At 43.9% G+C, this 19,392-nt stretch carries 17 protein-coding genes; 10 read left to right on the top strand and 7 right to left on the bottom strand.

Going from position 1 to position 19,392, the window contains the following annotated elements; translation table 11 throughout:
* The first annotated feature begins 38 nt into the window (after positions 1-38).
* The 7 genes from ND16A_RS03385 to ND16A_RS21405 all read left to right on the top strand — a co-directional run bounded on the left by ND16A_RS03385 (position 39) and on the right by ND16A_RS21405 (position 6,624).
* Positions 39-1,043: an ArsJ-associated glyceraldehyde-3-phosphate dehydrogenase gene (locus ND16A_RS03385; RefSeq protein WP_033078824.1), complete on the top strand. Its 1,005-nt coding sequence runs from the start codon at positions 39-41 to the stop codon at positions 1,041-1,043.
* A gap of 18 nt (positions 1,044-1,061) precedes the next feature.
* Positions 1,062-2,309 carry an organoarsenical effux MFS transporter ArsJ gene (arsJ, locus tag ND16A_RS03380; RefSeq protein WP_033078825.1) on the top strand — a complete coding sequence of 416 codons (1,248 nt, stop codon included), beginning with the start codon at positions 1,062-1,064 and terminating at the stop codon, positions 2,307-2,309.
* A gap of 18 nt (positions 2,310-2,327) precedes the next feature.
* A complete protein-coding gene (locus tag ND16A_RS03375; RefSeq protein WP_033078826.1) occupies positions 2,328-2,753 on the top strand; it encodes a VOC family protein in 426 nt (141 codons plus the stop codon).
* A gap of 110 nt (positions 2,754-2,863) precedes the next feature.
* A complete protein-coding gene (gene parC / locus ND16A_RS03370) occupies positions 2,864-5,128 on the top strand; it encodes a DNA topoisomerase IV subunit A (protein WP_033078827.1) in 2,265 nt (754 codons plus the stop codon).
* A gap of 159 nt (positions 5,129-5,287) precedes the next feature.
* The gene (locus ND16A_RS03365; protein ID WP_033078828.1) at positions 5,288-6,040 is read left to right on the top strand and encodes a 1-acylglycerol-3-phosphate O-acyltransferase; all 753 of its coding nucleotides are present in this window, start codon (positions 5,288-5,290) and stop codon (positions 6,038-6,040) included.
* A complete protein-coding gene (gene rraB / locus ND16A_RS03360; RefSeq protein WP_052073266.1) occupies positions 6,041-6,424 on the top strand; it encodes a ribonuclease E inhibitor RraB in 384 nt (127 codons plus the stop codon).
* A 26-nt stretch (positions 6,425-6,450) separates the two neighbouring features.
* The gene (locus ND16A_RS21405) at positions 6,451-6,624 is read left to right on the top strand and encodes a hypothetical protein (protein WP_160173542.1); all 174 of its coding nucleotides are present in this window, start codon (positions 6,451-6,453) and stop codon (positions 6,622-6,624) included.
* An 84-nt stretch (positions 6,625-6,708) separates the two neighbouring features.
* Here the strand turns inward: ND16A_RS21405 and ND16A_RS03355 are convergent, their stop codons facing one another.
* The 4 genes from ND16A_RS03355 to pepA all read right to left on the bottom strand — a co-directional run bounded on the left by ND16A_RS03355 (position 6,709) and on the right by pepA (position 12,919).
* On the bottom strand, positions 6,709-7,830 hold the full coding sequence (locus ND16A_RS03355) for a DUF481 domain-containing protein (RefSeq protein ID WP_052073267.1): 1,122 nt from the start codon (positions 7,828-7,830) through the stop codon (positions 6,709-6,711).
* Between the two features lie 142 nt (positions 7,831-7,972).
* Positions 7,973-10,828 carry a valine--tRNA ligase gene (locus ND16A_RS03350; protein WP_033078829.1) on the bottom strand — a complete coding sequence of 952 codons (2,856 nt, stop codon included), beginning with the start codon at positions 10,826-10,828 and terminating at the stop codon, positions 7,973-7,975.
* A 54-nt stretch (positions 10,829-10,882) separates the two neighbouring features.
* Entirely contained in the window at positions 10,883-11,407 is a 525-nt protein-coding gene (locus ND16A_RS0119640) for a DNA polymerase III subunit chi (protein WP_081945664.1), read from the bottom strand.
* Positions 11,408-11,413: 6 nt separating this feature from the next.
* The gene (gene pepA / locus ND16A_RS03345) at positions 11,414-12,919 is read right to left on the bottom strand and encodes a leucyl aminopeptidase (protein ID WP_033078830.1); all 1,506 of its coding nucleotides are present in this window, start codon (positions 12,917-12,919) and stop codon (positions 11,414-11,416) included.
* 272 nt (positions 12,920-13,191) lie between these two features.
* On the opposite strand from pepA, the gene lptF reads away from it, so the two are divergent.
* Positions 13,192-14,301, top strand: coding sequence for an LPS export ABC transporter permease LptF (gene lptF / locus ND16A_RS03340; protein ID WP_033078831.1), 1,110 nt, complete (start codon positions 13,192-13,194; stop codon positions 14,299-14,301).
* On the top strand, positions 14,301-15,365 hold the full coding sequence (lptG, locus tag ND16A_RS03335) for an LPS export ABC transporter permease LptG (RefSeq protein WP_033078832.1): 1,065 nt from the start codon (positions 14,301-14,303) through the stop codon (positions 15,363-15,365). Before lptF ends, lptG begins: the two co-directional genes overlap by 1 nt.
* Positions 15,366-15,542: 177 nt before the next feature.
* Here the strand turns inward: lptG and ND16A_RS03330 are convergent, their stop codons facing one another.
* Positions 15,543-16,043 carry an RDD family protein gene (locus tag ND16A_RS03330; protein ID WP_033078833.1) on the bottom strand — a complete coding sequence of 167 codons (501 nt, stop codon included), beginning with the start codon at positions 16,041-16,043 and terminating at the stop codon, positions 15,543-15,545.
* Positions 16,044-16,184: 141 nt separating this feature from the next.
* Here ND16A_RS03330 and ND16A_RS03325 point away from each other — a divergent pair, with 141 nt between their 5' ends.
* A complete protein-coding gene (locus ND16A_RS03325) occupies positions 16,185-16,802 on the top strand; it encodes a hypothetical protein (protein WP_160173543.1) in 618 nt (205 codons plus the stop codon).
* A 12-nt stretch (positions 16,803-16,814) separates the two neighbouring features.
* Here the strand turns inward: ND16A_RS03325 and ND16A_RS03320 are convergent, their stop codons facing one another.
* A complete protein-coding gene (locus tag ND16A_RS03320) occupies positions 16,815-17,774 on the bottom strand; it encodes a metallophosphoesterase (RefSeq protein ID WP_033078835.1) in 960 nt (319 codons plus the stop codon).
* 121 nt (positions 17,775-17,895) lie between these two features.
* Complete coding sequence (xseA, locus tag ND16A_RS03315; protein WP_033078836.1) at positions 17,896-19,260, bottom strand: exodeoxyribonuclease VII large subunit; 1,365 nt, start codon at positions 19,258-19,260, stop codon at positions 17,896-17,898.
* Between the last annotated feature and the right edge of the window lie 132 nt (positions 19,261-19,392).

Raw genomic sequence — 19,392 nt, forward strand, 5'->3', positions numbered from 1 at the left:
TACCAATACCAGTACCAATAAGTATAGGAGAGTGAATAATGACAATTAAAGTAGGAATTAATGGCTTTGGCCGTATGGGACGTTTAGTATTTCGTGCCGCCTGGCATTGGCCCGAAATAGAGTTTGTGCATATCAACGATCCTGCCGGAGACGCCGCTACGTTGGCCCACTTGGTCAACTTTGATTCTGTGCACGGCATTTGGTCGGAACAGGCCGTGGCAGATCAAGAAATCATTACAGTAAACGGCGTGAACATCAGTACCAGCCAACACAGTCGTATTGAAGATATCGACTGGTCAGGTTGTGATCTAGTGATTGAAGCCTCGGGCAAAATGAAAAGCAAAGCGGTGCTACAAGCCTACCTTGAACAAGGTGTTAAGAAAGTTGTGGTAACGGCCCCGGTAAAAGAGCAGGGCGTACTCGATGTCGTCATGGGCGTTAATGATCACCTTTATAATAGTGAAGAATTTGATATTGTTTCGGCCGCATCTTGTACCACCAACTGTTTAGCGCCAGCGGTGAAAGTGTTGCATGAAAATGTTGGCATTAAGCATGGCAGCATGACCACCATTCATGACATTACCAATACCCAAACGATATTGGATGCTCCCCATAAAGATTTACGTCGGGCGCGAGCGTGCGGCATGAGTTTGATCCCAACGACAACCGGCTCTGCTACCGCCATCACTCACATTTTCCCTGAATTAAAAGGCAGGTTAAATGGCCACGCCATACGGGTGCCGCTGGCCAATGCCTCTATTACCGACTGCGTTTTTGAAATGAAGCGGGCAACGAGCGTAGAAGAAATCAACCAACTGATGAAAGCGGCGGCTGAAAACGAGTTAAAAGGTATTTTAGGGTATGAAGAGCGTCCGCTGGTGTCTATAGACTATAAAACTGATCCAAGGTCGTCCATCGTTGATGCCCTGTCTACTATGGTGGTCAATGACACACAAGTAAAACTCTATCTTTGGTATGATAATGAATGGGGCTATGCCAATCGTACGGCAGAGTTGGCGTTAAAAGTAGGGCGGTCTATTTAACCTGGGCTCAGTAATACGATGTTTTCACAGTTAGATAGCAAAATAAAACAATACTTAGTCGTCACCGCGAATTACTGGGCGTTTACCCTAACCGATGGCGCGCTGCGCATGTTGGTGGTTTTGCATTTTCACCAGTTGGGTTTTGGTGCTTTAGACATTGCCTTATTGTTCCTCTTTTATGAATTTTTTGGTGTAGTGACAAACCTTGTTGGTGGCTGGCTGGGCGCTAGAATAGGCTTAAACCGAACCATGCAAATCGGTTTAATTCTGCAAGTGCTGGCGTTGTTAATGCTGACGGTGTCAGTCGATATGCTCACTGTCGCCTGGGTAATGGCGGCGCAGGCATTATCGGGTGTTGCTAAAGACTTAAATAAAATGAGTGCGAAAAGCTCGGTAAAACACTTAGTACCTGAAGATTCACCAGGGAAATTGTTTCAATGGGTGGCGCTGTTAACCGGCTCAAAAAATACTCTTAAGGGCGTAGGTTTTTTTCTCGGAGCATTTTTACTGGCTACTGTAGGCTTTACTAACGCCATGTGGATCATGGCGGCGGCATTGACTATTGCTGCAATGGTCAGTGTCATGCTGTTAAAACAAGATATTGGCCGAGCGAGTTTTAAGCCAAAATTTTCCGATATCTTTTCAAAGAGCCAAAACATTAATTTGCTCTCGCTGGCACGATTATTTTTATTCGCCGCACGAGATATATGGTTTGTGGTCGCCTTACCGGTATTTTTATCGGCCCAATTACATTGGGACGCCTGGAATGTTGGCGCTTTTATGGCGAGTTGGGTCATTGCCTACGGCGTGGTGCAAGGCAGTGCTCCTAAGTTGCTCGCGCTATCTAAAGCAAAGAAAAAAGCCAAGGCAAAAGCAAACACTCATCCGGCTTTTCACTGGGGGCTAAGGTTAACACTAGTCACTGTGCTTTTGGCGATGGCGATGGCGATACAAGGCGAAGATTTATCTTACCTTGATATCACCTTAATCATTGGCTTAATTTTCTTTGGCATTTGTTTTGCCATTAATTCGTCCATTCACAGTTTCTTAATCGTATCACTGGCAAAAGCCGATGGTGTTTCCTTAGACGTCGGTTTTTATTATATGGCCAATGCGATGGGACGATTAATTGGAACCATTTTATCCGGGTATTTGTATCAGTATCACGGTTTACTGGTATGTCTATGGGGTTCAGCGTTAATGTTATTACTGGCAACGGTGCTGGTTAAATTTGTGCCTTCGCCAAAATTAGAAGCAATAAAATAATAGTTAAAGGTAATGACGATGATCAAACAAGCAGATAAAACCCTATGTCACCTGTCAATTGGTAGCAACCAACTGGACAAAGCGATTAAATTTTATGACATCGTACTTAGCACCTTAGATATCAACAGAGTAATCGAGCACGAGCAAGCGGTGGCTTATGGCAAGGGCTATCCAACCTTTTGGTTACAAGTGCCATACGATAAACAGCCAGCAACCGTTGCCAATGGCAGCCATATTGGCTTTATGGCGACGAGTAAAGCGCAAGTGCAGGACTTTTATCAAACCGCGCTGGATGCTGGCGGCCTTTGTAATGGCAAGCCTGGTCCGCGGGCAGAATATGGCGAGCCGTATTATGGCTGCTTTATTATCGACTTAGATGGTCATAGAATAGAAGCAAGTTTTTGGGATGTTGAGTTTGCCGAGAAAATTTACCCGAAAAACTAATAAAAAGCCACTAATCAGCGCTTAGCTATTTTTTGTCAGACGATTTTCCTATATATTTGTTAGTTATAAAAATATAATAATTTCATGCTGCTTAGGAAATATCACTAATTATGTCTGATGCAATCGAAATGAGCCTTGATGGGGTAGAACAACTGCCATTAAGACGCTTTACCGAAGACGCCTACCTGAATTACTCCATGTACGTCATCATGGACCGAGCGTTACCGCATATTGGTGACGGCTTAAAGCCAGTGCAACGCCGTATTATTTATGCGATGAGCGAACTCGGACTAAACGCTGCGGCCAAATACAAAAAATCGGCCCGTACGGTGGGGGATGTCTTGGGTAAGTTTCACCCCCACGGTGACTCTGCCTGTTACGAAGCTATGGTGTTAATGGCGCAACCATTTAGCTATCGCTATCCACTGGTGGATGGACAGGGTAACTGGGGTGCTCCGGATGATCCTAAATCGTTTGCCGCAATGCGTTATACCGAAGCGAAATTATCAAAATTTAGTGAAGTATTATTATCTGAATTAGGCCAGGGCACGGTTGATTGGTCGCCAAATTTTGATGGCACGATGAAAGAGCCAAAAACATTACCCGCCCGCTTACCGCATATCATGTTAAATGGTATCACTGGTATTGCCGTCGGTATGGCGACAGATATCCCGCCACACAATGTTCGCGAATTGGCCAATGCCTGTGTGCACCTGATTGAACAGCCAAAAGCTGAAATTGCCGATTTACTTGAGCATGTACAAGGTCCGGATTACCCAACCGACGCCGAAATTATTACCCCGAAAGCGGATATTGAAAAAATTTATCAAACCGGCCGTGGCAGCATAAAAATGCGTGCCGTGTACGATGTCGAACAGGGGGATATCGTGATCACCGCCTTGCCTCATCAAGCATCGGGTGGCAAAATATTAGAGCAAATTGCCGCGCAGATGACGGCGAAAAAACTGCCTATGGTCGCCGATTTACGCGACGAGTCTGATCATGAAAACCCAACCCGTTTAGTCATTATGCCGCGTTCAAACCGGGTCGATACAGAACAGTTAATGCAGCATTTATTTGCTACTACTGATCTTGAAAAGAACTATCGGGTTAATTTAAACATGATTGGGCTGGACAACCGCCCACAAGTGAAAAACCTGAAACAAATTCTCGGCGAGTGGCTGGAGTTTCGCCGGGAAACCATACGTCGTCGCTTGCAGTATCGGTTAGACAAAGTATTGGCCCGTTTGCATATCCTAGACGGCTTATTGATTGCGTATTTAAACATCGATGAAGTGATCGCCATTATTCGTGAATATGACGATCCGAAAGCGGAATTAATGAGCCGCTTCAGTTTATCGAAAACACAAGCCGAAGCGATTTTAGAGATCAAATTGCGCCAGCTTGCCAAGCTGGAAGAAATTAAAATCCGCGCCGAACAGGATGAATTGGCGAAAGAGCGTGATTATTTAGAAACCACGCTGGGTTCGAAAGCGCGGATGAATACGCTGATGAAAAAGGAGATTATGGCGGCGGCAAAAGATTATGGTGACGACAGGCGCTCAAAACTTATTGTCCGTGGCGAAGCGAAAGCCTTAAATGAAAAAGATCTGATGCCTTCAGAGCCAGTAACCGTAGTGGTTTCTGACAAAGGCTGGGCGAGAGCGGCGAAGGGCCACGACATTGATGCTAAAGGCCTGAGCTATAAAGCCGGCGATGAATATTTATGCTCAGCAAAAGGTCGCAGTAATTCACCTGCGGTGTTTATTGATTCCAGTGGCCGGGCATTTGCTACCGATGCCCATACTCTACCTTCTGCCCGTAGTCAGGGCGAGCCGTTAACCGGACGCTTCAATTTGGCCGCGGGAGTAACGTTTACGCAAGTGATCATGGCAGCGGATGAGCAAAAATACTTATTGGCAAGTGACAGTGGTTATGGCTTTATTGGCAACTTTGCCGATATGGTGTCGCGTAATAAAAATGGTAAAGCGCTGTTGAGCTTGCCCCAAGGTGCGCAAGTATTAGCACCAATAGCCGTTACCGATGTTGATAACCTTTCTTGTTTGGCAATAACCACCGAAGGCAGAATGTTGCTGTTCCCATTAACAGACTTGCCGCAACTGAGTAAAGGTAAAGGCAATAAAATCATCGGCATTCCGTCAGCAAGAGCGAAAGCAAGAGAAGAATACGTCACCATTCTAACCGTAGTTGGTAGTGAAGATGCGATTACCTTATTTGCCGGTAAACGCAAACTTACCCTAAAACCTAGTGATTTAGAGCATTATCGAGGTGAGCGTGGCCGTCGTGGTAATAAATTACCACGAGGCTTACAACGGGTAGAAAGCATTCAGGTAGGCGATGAAACTGAAAGTTAATTAACCTGAACTCAGCTTAATAAAGCCGATAGACGTTCTTTTATCAAACGGTAGTCTTGTACTACCGTTTTTTAATTCTGTACGCCAAGATTAAATGGCTATTTACCATTCGAATTTATGTGTATAATTGCGCACTTATTCTTTTGCCTGGGGTTTTAAGTGCTAGCTGTAGTCCGTATTTTTTTAGTTTCTATCTTATTAACGTTAATAAGTCTCACCTCCATTGTGATGTGTATGTTAGTGCCAAATCATCGCAGTAAAGCTCATTACACTGCCATTTTTGTCGGTAAGCTGGCAAAGATATTTGGTATTGACGTTGAAATTAGAAAACCAAAAGGACTAGATGATTTAGGGCCGGTGGTTTACGTTGCTAATCATCAAAATAGCTATGACATCTTCACCGTCAGTGCATCGTTGCCTAAGCGTACGGTCAGTGTCGGTAAGAAAAGTCTGAAGTGGATCCCGTTTTTTGGGCAAATGTATTGGTTTACCGGTAACATTTTACTCGATCGAGGTAATCGTTCGAAAGCGCATGGCACGATCACCGCAACCGCGGAAAAAATGAAAGAAAGACAAACCTCAGTGTGGTTATTTCCTGAAGGTACACGCAGTTATGGCAGAGGCTTATTGCCTTTTAAAACGGGTGCTTTTCATACGGCTAAACAAGCCGGTAGCCCAATTGTTCCAGTCTGCGTGAGCAACACCCACGATATGGTTGATTTAAATCGCTGGGACAATGGTAAGATGATCATTGAATTTTTATCCCCGATTCAGGTTGAAGATGACTCAAGAGAAGCAATTCGTAAGCTGGCCAATCATACCCATGAGATAATGTTGGCAAAAATCAAAGAAATCAGTGTTGAAGCTGGTAATGAATTAGTCGAAGTAGACAGCAAAAAAGTAGGAAAGTAAATGACTGAGCAAATTGAAGTGACCTTAAACGAAGCCGAGCAAAACGAACTACAAGAGTGGTACGCTCACACTGAAGCATTAGTCAATGAATTGCTTGAAGATGGTTCTAATGAAGAAGCTATGCATACCATTGAACACCATTTTGCCAGCAGTAATTTTGAAGTATTAGAAGCAGCAGCCATTACCGCCTTTAAAATGGGCTTAGAAGTTGAAGAGCCAGAAGAAGCGACGTTAGAAAATGGCGCGCGAGTATTTGCCTTTGATATCGTTACTGAGCAGTATCTTGACGAAGAAGATATTTGTGCTGAAACCAAAGCGATGTTTGAATTGGCGAAAAAATGCAATGTAGATTATGATGGTTGGGGCACTTACTTCGAAGAATAAAAATAATCAAAAATAGCGAGATAATTATGGATTGGGTAGCAAAAATATTTCAACCGCAGGTGTTGGCCTTACTAATTCCGGTGATTGCAATCATCGCCGTATTTGGCAATAAGGCTTTGAAAGCGCATCATCAGCATCAGGAGCGTATGGAAAAAATACGCAATGGCATAGACCCAGACGCGAACACGGATAAAGAATAGCAATTTTAAAAAGGGCTGCGCAGCAGCCCTTTTTGTACAGGATGTACTTATACTCGGCAGGCAGGGATAGCCTTTAGAGAGTGATTAAAATGAGTACTTTAAGCTAACAATAAACAGCACATCGGTTGCTTCCGGTAATACACCATCTTCATTCGGGATCGGGTCTTCAACACTATCGATAATCGCAGTAAGTTCAATATCAAAGTCGTTAATGACTTCAACCTCAACACCGGTTTCTAAGTGATGGATAATGGAACCAGAGTCTGTTGACACAAACTTGGCATTGTAACTAAAAAAATATTCGATATCATCGGTAATATCGCGCTCGTAATCGGTACCAACAACCAGTACTGGCGAGCTATCGTCCTCCTTTTCACCATTCGATACCTGGTCAAATTTAGTGTACTGTACACTTGGACCCACGAATACATCCCACTTTGAATCCGCTAGATCATAAATTTTATAACCCGCAGCAACCCCCGTTGTTAGTTGATGTTCGATGTTGGTAAATTCATTGGTATAGTATTCAACAGAGGGCAAGCGAAAGAAAAAATCACGTGAATAATACCAGTCATATGCGCCATTGAATCGGTGGTTTTCCTCGGTTTTTACGGTATCGCCAGAATCTGGATCTTCAACTTCAGCAAAGATACCGGTATAGTTAAACGTCATTCGCGAGGTTGCAGTTAAACGGCTAGCATGAGCTTGCGCGGTATAATCAAAACGCTCGGAGTTACCGCTTTTAAAGTTCATGCCAAAACTAATGCTACCATCCCATAAGCTTTCGCCACTTTTTGCTGAAGCGGCAATCGTTAACAGGGTATTTCGCGGGATGTTTACCTTCGGCTTGTTGATAAACGATACGCTATCTTCAGTGATCAACAATTGACCTTCATGCACTTCGTCATTATCGAGGCGAATGCTCATAATACTTCTCGAGCGAATTTGCGCAATTTTTTTCATCTTTATGGTGACGATACCAAACTCATCAGAGTCAAACTCTACTTTATCTTGATACATAGAGATCAAGTCACCAGCAAGTAACTCACCATTTTTAAGTAACAACCAATCAAACTTAGTTGGCACCGCTGGCACGTTAACTGGCCATGCTGGTGGTGCCTGTTCTGCCATTACATTTGTTGACGTTGCAGTAACCGCCAGGCAAGCCATTACCATAGCCGTGCTAAATTTTGATTTGCTGATCATATGAGGCATTATCAAAGACTTATTGTTATTTGTTGTAAACAAACTGGTATGAATTGCTATTAATAATAGTCTAAGATCAGGCATAAAAAAAGTCAGCAAAATGCTGACTTTCTAATGACTTATAACACTACAAAATCATAGTTTATAGATTTTTAATGGTTTCCAGCTGTTCGCCTAAAGTTGCGATCATCGACTCGGCATCAGTCAATTTTTCTTGTTCTTTGGCAATCACCGCTGCCGGTGCCTTGCTAACAAAGTTGTCATTGCTTAATTTGCCACGAGTACGTTGTACGTCTTTATTTAGCTTTTCAATGGCTTTCGATAAACGGGCAAGCTCTGCATCTTTATCAATAAGACCGGCCATTGGAATTAACACACTCATATCGCCAATTACCGCAGTAGCAGATACCGGACCGTTATCATCATCGCTTAATACTTCAATGCTTTCCAGTTTCGCTAACGCACTTAAAAATGGCTTGTTGTCATTTAAACGACGAACATCATCGCTGCCTACATTTTTCAGGAAGACCGGTAGAGGCTTGCTTGGGGCGATATCCATTTCACCGCGAATGTTGCGAATAGCAACGATAAAGCTTTTTACCCATTCCAAATCATTGATCGCTTGCTCATCCAATTGGCCTTGATCAAATTGCGGGAAGCTTTGCATCATGATGCTGGCATCTTTGATATTAGTATCCGTTAATGGGACAACACGCTGCCAGATGGTTTCCGTGATGTACGGCATAATTGGATGCATTAATCGTAATAGCGCTTCAAGCACGGTAACTAAAGTGTGTCTGGTGCCACGTTGTTGAGCGTCATTGCCTTTGAATAATACCGGTTTGGTAAGTTCCAAATACCAGTCACAGAACTGATTCCAGGTAAACTCGTATAACGCTTGAGAAGCCAGGTCGAAACGGAAAGTATCGAATGCTTCGTGTACGGTTTGCACCGTTTGCTGGAACTGGCCGATGATCCAGCGATCAGCAAGAGACAACTCCATCTCACCGCCTGCCAGGCCACAATCATGCTCTTCGGTATTCATTAACACATAACGAGAAGCATTCCATAATTTATTGGTAAAATTACGGTAGCCTTCCAGGCGTTTCATATCCCAGCTAATATCGCGACCCGTAGTGGCGCATGATGTTAAGGTGAAACGCAGTGCATCTGTGCCGTGGGCCTCAATGCCTTGCGGGAATTCTTTCTTGGTCAGTTTGGTAATTTTTTGTGCAAGTTTAGGTTGCATCATATTACCGGTACGCTTTTGTAATAACTCTTCTAAGCCAATGCCGTCGATCATATCCAGTGGGTCGATTACATTGCCTTTCGATTTACTCATCTTATCGCCATTTTCATCGCGAATAAGGCCAGTTACATAAACCTTTTTAAACGGTACTTCCGGCTTGCCTTCATCATCTTTAATGAAGTGCATGGTCATCATGATCATCCGTGCTACCCAGAAGAAAATGATGTCAAAACCGGTCACTAACACGTCGGTTGAATGGAAATTTTTCAACGCATCGGTTTTTTCTGGCCAGCCTAAGGTTGAGAAAGTCCAAAGTGCCGAAGAGAACCAGGTATCTAATACGTCGTTATCTTGTCGTAAATTAACCGACATATCCAGGTTGTGATTTGAACGCACTTCATCTTCACTGCGACCTACATACACTCGACCGGTATCATCATACCAGGCCGGAATACGATGTCCCCACCACAATTGGCGCGATACACACCAATCCTGAATGTCGCGCATCCAGGCAAAGTACATGTTTTCGTATTGTTTTGGCACAAACTCTATGTCGCCATTTTCAACCGCAGCAATCGCCGGTTTCGCCAGCGTTTCGGCGCGCACATACCATTGGTCGGTAAGTAGCGGTTCAATCACCACACCAGAACGATCGCCGTAAGGTACGGTTAATTCGTGGTCTTTAACTTCGTCCAATAACCCTAAGTCCTCAAACTTGGCGACAATTGCCTTGCGGGCAACAAATCTGTCCATCCCGGCAAATTCTTGTGGTAAAGCCGGGCTATACGCCGTTGAGACTTCACCATTGCTGCTATAAATTTCTGCCGCAGAGAGGATCGCCGCATCATTATCAAAAATATTAATCAAAGGTAAATTATGACGTTTACCCACTTCGTTATCGTTAAAATCATGGGCTGGGGTGATTTTTACACAACCTGTGCCTTTGTCCATGTCGGCGTGATCGTCACCCACAATTGGGATTAAGCGATTAACTAATGGCAATAAGATATTTTTGCCAATTAAATCTTTATAGCGTGGATCTTCCGGATTAACCGCAACACCAGTATCGCCAAGCATAGTTTCCGGGCGAGTGGTGGCCACCACAATATAGTCTTTGCCATCGGCGGTTTTAACACCATCGGCAAGAGGATAACGAAAGTGCCACATATGGCCTTTCTTGTCTTTGTTTTCTACTTCTAAATCAGAAATCGCGGTGTGTAATTTCGGATCCCAGTTCACCAGGCGTTTTCCACGGTAAAGCAGATCATCTTCGAATAAACGCACAAACACTTCCTGCACCGCATTGCTCATACCATCATCCATGGTGAAACGCTCACGGCTCCAGTCGATTGAGTTACCCAAACGACGCATTTGTTTGCCAATGGTGCCACCCGATTCGGCTTTCCAATCCCAGATTTTGTCAATGAAGGCATCGCGGCCATAATCATGGCGAGTTTTTTCTTCTTCGGCCGCAATTTTACGTTCAACTACCATTTGCGTGGCAATACCGGCGTGATCGGTACCCACTTGCCAAAGCGTATTTTTACCTTGCATGCGTTGATAGCGGATCAGTGTATCCATGATGGTTTGCTGAAAGGCATGGCCCATATGCAAACTACCGGTTACGTTTGGTGGTGGAATGGCAATACAATAACCATCGCCAATGCCTGTTGGGCTAAAATATCCTTTCTCTTCCCAAGAAGAATAAAGGGCTTGCTCAATGAGCGAGGGATCAAATGTTTTTTCCATGATATTTCAAGTCTACTTAAGGTAACTGTTCATTATTGAGGTGCAGTGAATACGCTATGCGGCTTTATTTGCTGGTGCAGTATTCACTGTAAAACCAAGCTGTTGATAGCTGCGATAGCGTAACCGGGCGAGTTTTTTTAACTCGTCATCAACGGGTACAAAATCAATAATTTGAGAAAATTGACTGGCGAAGCTCGGTACTTCGCCAGACAAGTTAATTAATACGTTGCGATTATTTGTTGGTGCTTGCCAGCTAATTTCAACGGGAGAGCCGCTTGCCAAACCTTCACCAGACAAATTGTGTGGCACAAAACTGTCGCTTTCAAAGCTCCACAGTAATTCATCAAGTTGGTGGGCCATTTGCTGGTCATCACAAAACATGAATACCCGCTGATTTTGTCGATAACATATTGCTGCTTTTACGCAGGCCCAATAGAGATAGTTTGACTGCAGCTGTTGCTCACTCACACTGCTCTGTGTGTGGGTGACAGCGTTAGTGTTTTTGGCGTCACTGGCATCATCGGCGTCATTTGCACCATCAGTACTAGCGTCAGTAACTAAATTAAAGAAAACCTGCATTGTTGTTTATTCGCCTTGCTCTTGACCACTACGGTTTAACAAGAACTGAGTTAACATGCTTACCGGCCGGCCGGTAGAGCCTTTGTTCGCGCCGCCACGCCATGCCGTTCCGGCAATATCCAAATGCGCCCAATGATATTTCTTGGTGAATTTAGATAAGAAACAAGCGGCGGTGATAGTGCCAGCTGCTCGACCACCTAAGTTAGTAAAATCAGCAAACGGGCTTTCCAATTGATCTTGGTAATCGTCCCATAAAGGCAGGCGCCAGGCTCGGTCACCACTTTGCTCGGAAGCATTGAGTAATTCATGGGCAAGTGGGTTATGCGTACTTAGCAGACCGGTAGCGTGAGCGCCTAAGGCAATAACACAGGCACCGGTTAATGTTGCTACATCGACTACCAATTCAGGATCAAAGCGCTCGACATAAGTGAGCGCATCACATAATACTAAACGGCCTTCAGCATCGGTATTTAACACTTCTACTGTTTGCCCTGACATTGTCGTTAAAATGTCGCCAGGACGATAGGCATTGGCATCAGGCATGTTTTCACAACCTACCAACACACCGATAACATTGATTGGTAAATCTAACTGAGCTAAAGAGTTCATTGCCCCTAAAACACCTGCGGCACCACCCATGTCATATTTCATTTCATCCATGGCTTCGCCGGGTTTTAATGAAATACCACCGGAATCAAAGGTTAAACCTTTGCCCACCAAAACTACCGGTTTTGAATCGTCACCGGCACCGTTATAGGTGATCACACTCATCAGCGATTCATTCACACTACCACGGCCAACGGCAAGGTATGAGCCCATAGCCAACTCTTCCATTTCGGCTTCGTTAACTATGTGGGTACTGACTTTGTCGTAATCTGTGGCTAACTGATTCGCTTGCTCGGCAAGGTATGCCGGGTTACAAATATTTGGCGGCAGGTTGGCAACGTCTTTACATACGTTGATGCCGGCAGCTATGCTCAAACCGTGGTTAATGGCACGTTCGCCAAGAGGCAACTCACGACGAGTAGGGACATTAAATACAATTTTACGCAACGGCCTACGCGGCTCTTCTTTGCGAGTTTTTAAGCTATTAAAGCTGTATAAACAATCTTGTGTCGCTTCTACGGCTTGACGAACTTTCCAATAGGTATCACGACCTTTGACGTGCAGCTCAGACAAGAAACAAACCGCTTCCATTGAGCCGGTTTCGTTCAGGGTATTAATGGTTTTGCTGATAATCTGACGATATTGACGCTCATCTAATTCTCGTTCTTTGCCACAGCCGACTAATAATACGCGTTCACTGAGGATGTTGGGTACTTGATGCAATAATAACATCTGCCCAGATTTTCCTTCTAAATCACCGCGACGTAACAGGTTAGAAATATAGCCGCCACTGATCTCATCAAGTTGCTCAGCTACAGCTGATAAACGACGTGGCTCATAAACACCAACTACGATGCAGGCACTGCGTTGTTTTTCTGGACTGCCACTTTTTACACTGAACTCCATGAATACTCCTATTTAATGCTTAATTACTTGTTTTTGACTTAATTTATTCGTTTCAACTTGCTAAAATCGACCGTTAACAGATAGACTTAATAAGGTCTTCAGTTTTGTTTCTGTTACTATAATACCTTGTAGTATAGCCAGATTCAGCAGTGTTGCCTTGATGTTGTGGCAAAGTTGAAACACAAAGCAAAATTAAGTTATATATAAAAACGGTAAGTTTACTCAAAAATTGGCCAGTTGTCAGAAAAAACTAAGTTTTTTGGATTAAATCAGTGATTATTTTTCGATATTTGTTAAATGAAGTTGGCAGAACGCAACTAGGTGTTTTCTTAGTGCTAATGACCATATTTATTAGTCAAAAATTTGTCCGCATCTTAGGCGATGCATCCGATGGTGATATCCCCGGGCAGATGGTGTTAACCTTCATGGGCTTAACCATTCCCCATCTTATGGGGGTGATGTTACCGCTTAGCCTGTATTTAGGTATTTTACTCGCCTATGGCCGGGTGTATGCGGAAAATGAAATGTCGGTGCTACACGCCTGTGGGGTCAGTGAATGGTATGTGGTACGAGTGACTATGGTTGCCGCAGTGATCACTGCCATTATCACCGGTGCGTTCACTTTGTACCTTGCACCACTCGCCACAGAAACGGAATATCAGGTAAAAGAGCAACTTTCAAAAGACGTCGGCTTGTCGGCATTAGCCGCTGGCCGCTTTCAAAAAACCAGCAATGATGAAGCCGTGGTGTTTATTCAAAACATTAGCGATGACAACCAATTAGAAAAAGTATTTGTCGCCCAGTTACCCAAAGATGACAGTGGTAAGCAGGATTTAGTGAATGTGATTTATGCGCAAAAGGGCAAGGTAATTGAAGACGATAAAGGCGCACAACGGTTAGTGCTGGAAATGGGGAGTCGTTACGAAAAGAATAACCTCAATGATGAATTTCAAACTCTGTCTTTTGCCAGTTATGAAATGCAGATCAAAGAGCAAAAAGTGGCAGAGCGGCGCCGCAAATTAACGGCGATTCCAACCTTGCAATTAATGCAGGACCCATCTCATGAGGCCGCGGCTGAAGTGCAATGGCGCATGGCATTTCCAATACTGGTGTTAGTGTTAACCTTAATCGCGGTGCCGCTAAGTGTCGTCAACCCTCGTCAGGGTAAGTTTGCCAAAATGTTTCCGGCGTTATTGATGTTTTTAGTGTATTACCTATTGCTTACCAGCGCGCGTTCGGCCATGGATGATGGCAAAATTGCCCCACAAGTTGGCTTATGGCCAATTCATTTAACCGCGCTATTTTTAGGTTGGAGTTTATTACTGAAAAGTCGTGGCAGCGGCAAAAAATTGAAAGCCAAATTTGGCAGGAGCAAAAGCTAATGCGGCTATTAGATGTTTACATTGGCCGAATTATTGCCACTACCACCTTTTTAACCTTAGCGGTGTTAGTCAGCATTAGTGGCATTATTAAGTTTGTTGAACAAATGCGTGCCATTGGTCGCGGCAATTACGATTTACTAGATGCGGCGTTATTTGCCTTTTACTCAATCCCGAGAGATATCGAAATATTCTTCCCGATGGCGGCTCTGGTAGGCGGCTTAATTGGCCTGGGCATGCTGGCCAATAATAGCGAGTTGGTGGTAATGCAAGCTGCGGGTTTATCAAAATTACAAATCGTTAAATCGGTAATGAAAACCGCGGCGATTTTAATTGTGATGAGTATGGCTATTGGTGAATGGCTGGCACCACAAGGGGAGGCGACCGCCAGAGAAATACGAGCACAGGCCATATCTGAGGGCAGTCTAATTTCGGCAAAAAATGGCGTATGGGCCAAAGACGGCGAACTTATTGTGCACATTACCGAGGTTGCCGATACCGGCACATTAAAGGGCATTTCTTTATATAAATTTGATGATAGTTTAAAAATGCAACGCTGGTTAACGGCAGGCAGTGCGATTTGGTCGGGAAATAACTGGCTATTGCAAAACATTAAAATATCAGAATTTAGTGAGCAAAAAATCAATAGTGAAACATTGCCAAGCCAAGAGTGGCAATCAACCTTAACCCCGGAAAAACTTGGTGTGGTGACGGTAAAACCAGAGTCACTGTCGGTTCAGGGGTTGCTCAGCTATTTAGATTATTTAAAAGAGAATCAGCAAGATACCAGCCGCTACCAGTTGGCATTCTGGCGTAAGATTATGCAACCCATTACCGTTGCGGTAATGTTACTCGTTGCCTTGTCATTTATCTTCGGGCCATTACGGTCAGTGTCAATGGGCGCAAGAATAATGATGGGCATAGGCACCGGCATTACTTATGATTTCGTCAATCGCATGTTTGGTTCTATCAGTTTAACCTTTCAGGTGCCGCCATTTATCGGTGCGGTATTGCCAAGTTTACTGTTCGTCATGGTGGCAGTTTATTTTTTACGCAGAAAGGCGTAATTAAAGAAAACTTTTCTTTAAAAAATAGCGCCGTCATCCCGTTATGTTTTTGAACGGGATCTCCCTGAGCGTGCAGTGGAACTATCGTTTAAAGCTTCTTTATAACCGAAATGATATCCCATCCAAAAGCATGATGGGAAGACGGTGCTATTTTTCGAGGTGTGTACGATGGCAACGCTATTTTAATCTCGCTCTGCTAGCATCGAGGGTTAGCACGATAACTTCGGTCTTGGTTAATCGGTCTTGCAAAGACAGTTTGTTTTTACGATCAACAATTACGGTTAAATTGCCCAAGCCAAGTAAAGTAAATAACAAGCGTTTAATTGCCGTGGTTTTCGAAATCAAACTGCCATCTTGATTTTGCACTTTTAAGCGCCAGGCGCGCATGCCAATGGTTTGCCCCTTTTTACTCCAGAAAAAAATGAAGAAAAAACTGACCCAGGCCAAATTCCAGGCATGATAAGCGTAATAGTAGATGGTGTCGGTCTGATGCCAGTCAATTTCAAACTCAGCTCTGACAATGGCAATCACGTTGAGGTGATCCAGGTATATTAAAATACCAATGCCGAGATACCCGGCGACCATAAATATTGCCAATACCATTAACGCATCGTAAACGTATGAGCCTAAACGGCGGCGAAAGCCAGCGCGCGGGAATGTTTCACTAGAGTGTGGCAAGGTGTTAAATCCATAATCAAATAAGTGGCGCTGAGTGTAACATTTGCCGAAAAAAAGAAACAGTCGTAGCTATACTGATTATTGTCATATGTTCGACGCTGAATTTAATCTTTAACTGTAAATTTTTTTCATTGAGGTGCTATGTTCTACCTGACAAGGCTAATCAGTATCGTGTTGGTAACTGGCCTGGCGAGTTTTACTTTGCCTGTTTGTTCTCAACCCTTAGAGCCAGTTACCCGCTTATCTGTTGGCATCGAACGGCAGGTTTCGCTAGCACAAAGTATTCGGTTGGATGGCTTGGCACTTAATGCTAAAAAATCCTTCGCCAATTCCTGGTTGTTAACCGCACAATTGTTATTTTTACAAGAACAAGTCGGTGAAAGTGACTTTACCTATCAAGAACAGCAATTGTTACTGGCTTATCGGCTGGCTCAAAATGAGTTTTTAGAATGGTCGTTGTACGCGGGGATTGTCAGAGAAGAGTTAGAACAGGAAGCGAACCTTTTTAGCAGTAAAAACAGTGAAACTGGTTATCTTGTCGCGCTAAATGCGAATTACCAATTTTCATTTAATCATGGTCTTGATCTGACGATAGAAACGGCAGAGCTTTATGATAACAATCGCTACTTTATCAACAGTCGATATGGTTACCGTTTTGATCATAACTGGCAAATCGGTGCGAGTGTTGTTTTTGCCTATAACGATAAATTTGATCACGACGCTAATGAATACCGAATATCGATGAGCTATCTGTTTTAGCGTTAACTCTGGTTATTGCAATGGCAATTGGAACATCACCACCAATGACGTATGAGTCACCGGTATTAACCAAATATTTGTTGAGGTAATGAACATGGCAATACCACCATATTCTTGAGCCGCGTAAAGCGAGTTTTTAGCACATGCAATCGCTCTTAATTTTTGTCCACCGGCGCCGCTGATCAAATATGTTGGGCCGGCTTTGTTTTGCAGAATTTCTAAGCTGTGTTCATGGCCTGATAAATACAAAGGTACCTGATAAAACGTCAGTAAATCGAGAAAACTGGCTTTTAACGGCAAAGTATCGCCATGACTGCCATTAGAAAAAACCGGGTGATGACCAAACACGATATTGATATGTTGCCGATGTTGCGCCAGTTGTTGCTCGAGCCAGGCTAATTGCTCTAGCTGATTGGCATTATGGGTAAATGGAGTGGTGTCGGTAGCAATCAGGTTCAGCGGCCAACTCAGCTCGTTTTTATGCAATCGATGCAAAAAATATCGGCCGGGATAATTCAACAATGGCGACCGGGCGGCAAAGTCTTGCAGTGCGGCAATACTGCCTTCGTGATCATGATTTCCTGCAACCAGATACCAGGGAATATTATCAACAGCCAGATTGTCGTAGATGCCATGAAATTTATCATCGACATTAGCCTCCGATGCGCGGTCAATACCAGAGGGATAAAAAATATCGCCACTGTGAATGATGGCATCCAGTGGGTATTGCAGATGGTATTTTTCCAAAATTTCAGCACTGAATACTTGATTGCTATCGCCGGTACCGGTATCGCCAATGAGATAAAGGTGGTAACCATTTTGCAGGAAAATAGTTTGATCAAAGGGGATTGCCTGGTTGGAACATACGCCGGTAACTTTATCTTGGCTGTTACTACTGCTTTCACCATCGCAACCATGGATGGAAATGGCCAAGCCGAATAGCAATATTAAGATAAATCGCCTAACAATCATTTGCCGATACCTGACAGAAAGAAACTATGATCTAACCTGAGCTCAAGCTCAGGTCATTATTAAGTGTAGCTGCTTCTCTGTCGGGTATGCCGAGTTCAGGTTAGATAGTTTTCAGCTAACGCTAATCGGCCGTTGCTTTATACTGTTTATTGGTGACCACGCTTTCTATTTGACCATCCGCTATTTGAGTGGTCACCGTTTGGTTTATGGCAACTTGCTCGAGACTGCGAATGATTCTGCCATTACTGTCACGCGTTATGCTGTAGCCTCGGGCGATGGTGGCAAGCGGGCTAACAATATTCAGGTTTTGCGCAACTCTGGCCAACTGTTGCTGCTTGTTGTCTTTACACTGCAACAAACCTCTAACCAAACGACCCTGAAAATCGTCAAGTTTGCTGTGTGCCAGATGGATTTTTTGCTTAGGGGAGGCCGCCATTAACCGTTGTTGCAACATTGCGATAGAGGTTTGCAGCTGACTTTGCTGAACGTTCAGGCTTTGTAACAAACGTGCATGTAAATCGTCGGCTTTTTGCTGCTGACCACGTAACTGTTGTTCTGGGCTGGTTAACGCCAACTTATGGTTGAGTAATTGCTGATGTGCACTGCTACGTTGCAGTTTGTGGTTAATTAAATGCACCAGTTTTTGTCGGTAATGTTGGATTTTAGTGAGTAAATGTTGATTATCGTCTGATACCAACTCTGCGGCAGCGGAAGGGGTCGGGGCACGCATATCGGCGACATAATCGGCAAGTGCAGTGTCGACTTCATGACCCACGGCACTGATCACCGGAATATCACAATCGAAAATGGCTCGCACCACCGGCTCTTCATTAAACGCCCATAAATCTTCTAATGAACCGCCACCACGACCAACAATTAAGACATCACATTCATCACGCTCATTGGCATCATAAATGGCGTCGCTAATTAACTCACTAGCAGCGTCGCCCTGTACCAAGGTTGGGTAGATGATCACCTCAATACTCGGGTTGCGACGTTTCAACACGGTGAGAATATCTTGAACTGCCGCGCCGGTGCTCGAGGTCACTATACCTACGGTTTTGACAAAATCAGGGAGCGGTTGTTTGTAACGTTGATCAAATAAGCCTTCGGCTTGCAGTTGGTTTTTTAATAACTCAAACTTTTGCCTTAACAACCCGTCGCCAGCATCTTCCATTTGCTCGATAATCAGTTGAAAGTCACCGCGCGGTTCATACAAAGATACTTTCGCTTTCACTAATACTTGCTGACCGTTTTGCGGTCTTATTCGGGTGTAGCGGTTGTTACCTTTAAACATCGCACAACGAACTTGTGCTTTACTGTCTTTTAACGATAAATACCAATGACCAGAGCTGGCGGCGATGAAGTTTGAGATTTCACCACATAACCATAGTGTTCTCAGCTCACTTTCCAAGATAAAACGTACTTTTTTGGTGAGCTCACTTACCTGTAAAATGTGTTGTTGCGGGGCGTTTACATGCGTCATTATGATGTTTTCGTTAATTTTTTAATAAAATACGGCTTATTTACAAAATATCAGTTTACCTTGGCCTTGAAAACGATTAAAATCCGTTCGCAATTATTACTCCACTAAAAAGTGAGTACTACTCCCACATAA

Source organism: Thalassotalea sp. ND16A (assembly GCF_000764205.1).
GTDB lineage: Bacteria > Pseudomonadota > Gammaproteobacteria > Enterobacterales > Alteromonadaceae > Thalassotalea_A.

Excerpts from the sequence above, each read along its gene's own strand:
- ND16A_RS03385 (WP_033078824.1), top strand. The coding sequence starts at position 39 with ATGACAATTAAAGTAGGAATTAATGGCTTTGGCCGTATGGGACGTTTA.
- arsJ (WP_033078825.1), top strand. The coding sequence starts at position 1,062 with ATGTTTTCACAGTTAGATAGCAAAATAAAACAATACTTAGTCGTCACC.
- ND16A_RS03375 (WP_033078826.1), top strand. The coding sequence starts at position 2,328 with ATGATCAAACAAGCAGATAAAACCCTATGTCACCTGTCAATTGGTAGC.
- parC (WP_033078827.1), top strand. The coding sequence starts at position 2,864 with ATGTCTGATGCAATCGAAATGAGCCTTGATGGGGTAGAACAACTGCCA.
- rraB (WP_052073266.1), top strand. The coding sequence starts at position 6,041 with ATGACTGAGCAAATTGAAGTGACCTTAAACGAAGCCGAGCAAAACGAA.
- ND16A_RS21405 (WP_160173542.1), top strand. The coding sequence starts at position 6,451 with ATGGATTGGGTAGCAAAAATATTTCAACCGCAGGTGTTGGCCTTACTA.
- ND16A_RS03355 (WP_052073267.1), bottom strand. The coding sequence starts at position 7,830 with ATGATCAGCAAATCAAAATTTAGCACGGCTATGGTAATGGCTTGCCTG.
- ND16A_RS03350 (WP_033078829.1), bottom strand. The coding sequence starts at position 10,828 with ATGGAAAAAACATTTGATCCCTCGCTCATTGAGCAAGCCCTTTATTCT.
- ND16A_RS0119640 (WP_081945664.1), bottom strand. The coding sequence starts at position 11,407 with ATGCAGGTTTTCTTTAATTTAGTTACTGACGCTAGTACTGATGGTGCA.
- pepA (WP_033078830.1), bottom strand. The coding sequence starts at position 12,919 with ATGGAGTTCAGTGTAAAAAGTGGCAGTCCAGAAAAACAACGCAGTGCC.
- lptG (WP_033078832.1), top strand. The coding sequence starts at position 14,301 with ATGCGGCTATTAGATGTTTACATTGGCCGAATTATTGCCACTACCACC.
- ND16A_RS03325 (WP_160173543.1), top strand. The coding sequence starts at position 16,185 with ATGTTCTACCTGACAAGGCTAATCAGTATCGTGTTGGTAACTGGCCTG.
- ND16A_RS03320 (WP_033078835.1), bottom strand. The coding sequence starts at position 17,774 with ATGATTGTTAGGCGATTTATCTTAATATTGCTATTCGGCTTGGCCATT.
- xseA (WP_033078836.1), bottom strand. The coding sequence starts at position 19,260 with ATGACGCATGTAAACGCCCCGCAACAACACATTTTACAGGTAAGTGAG.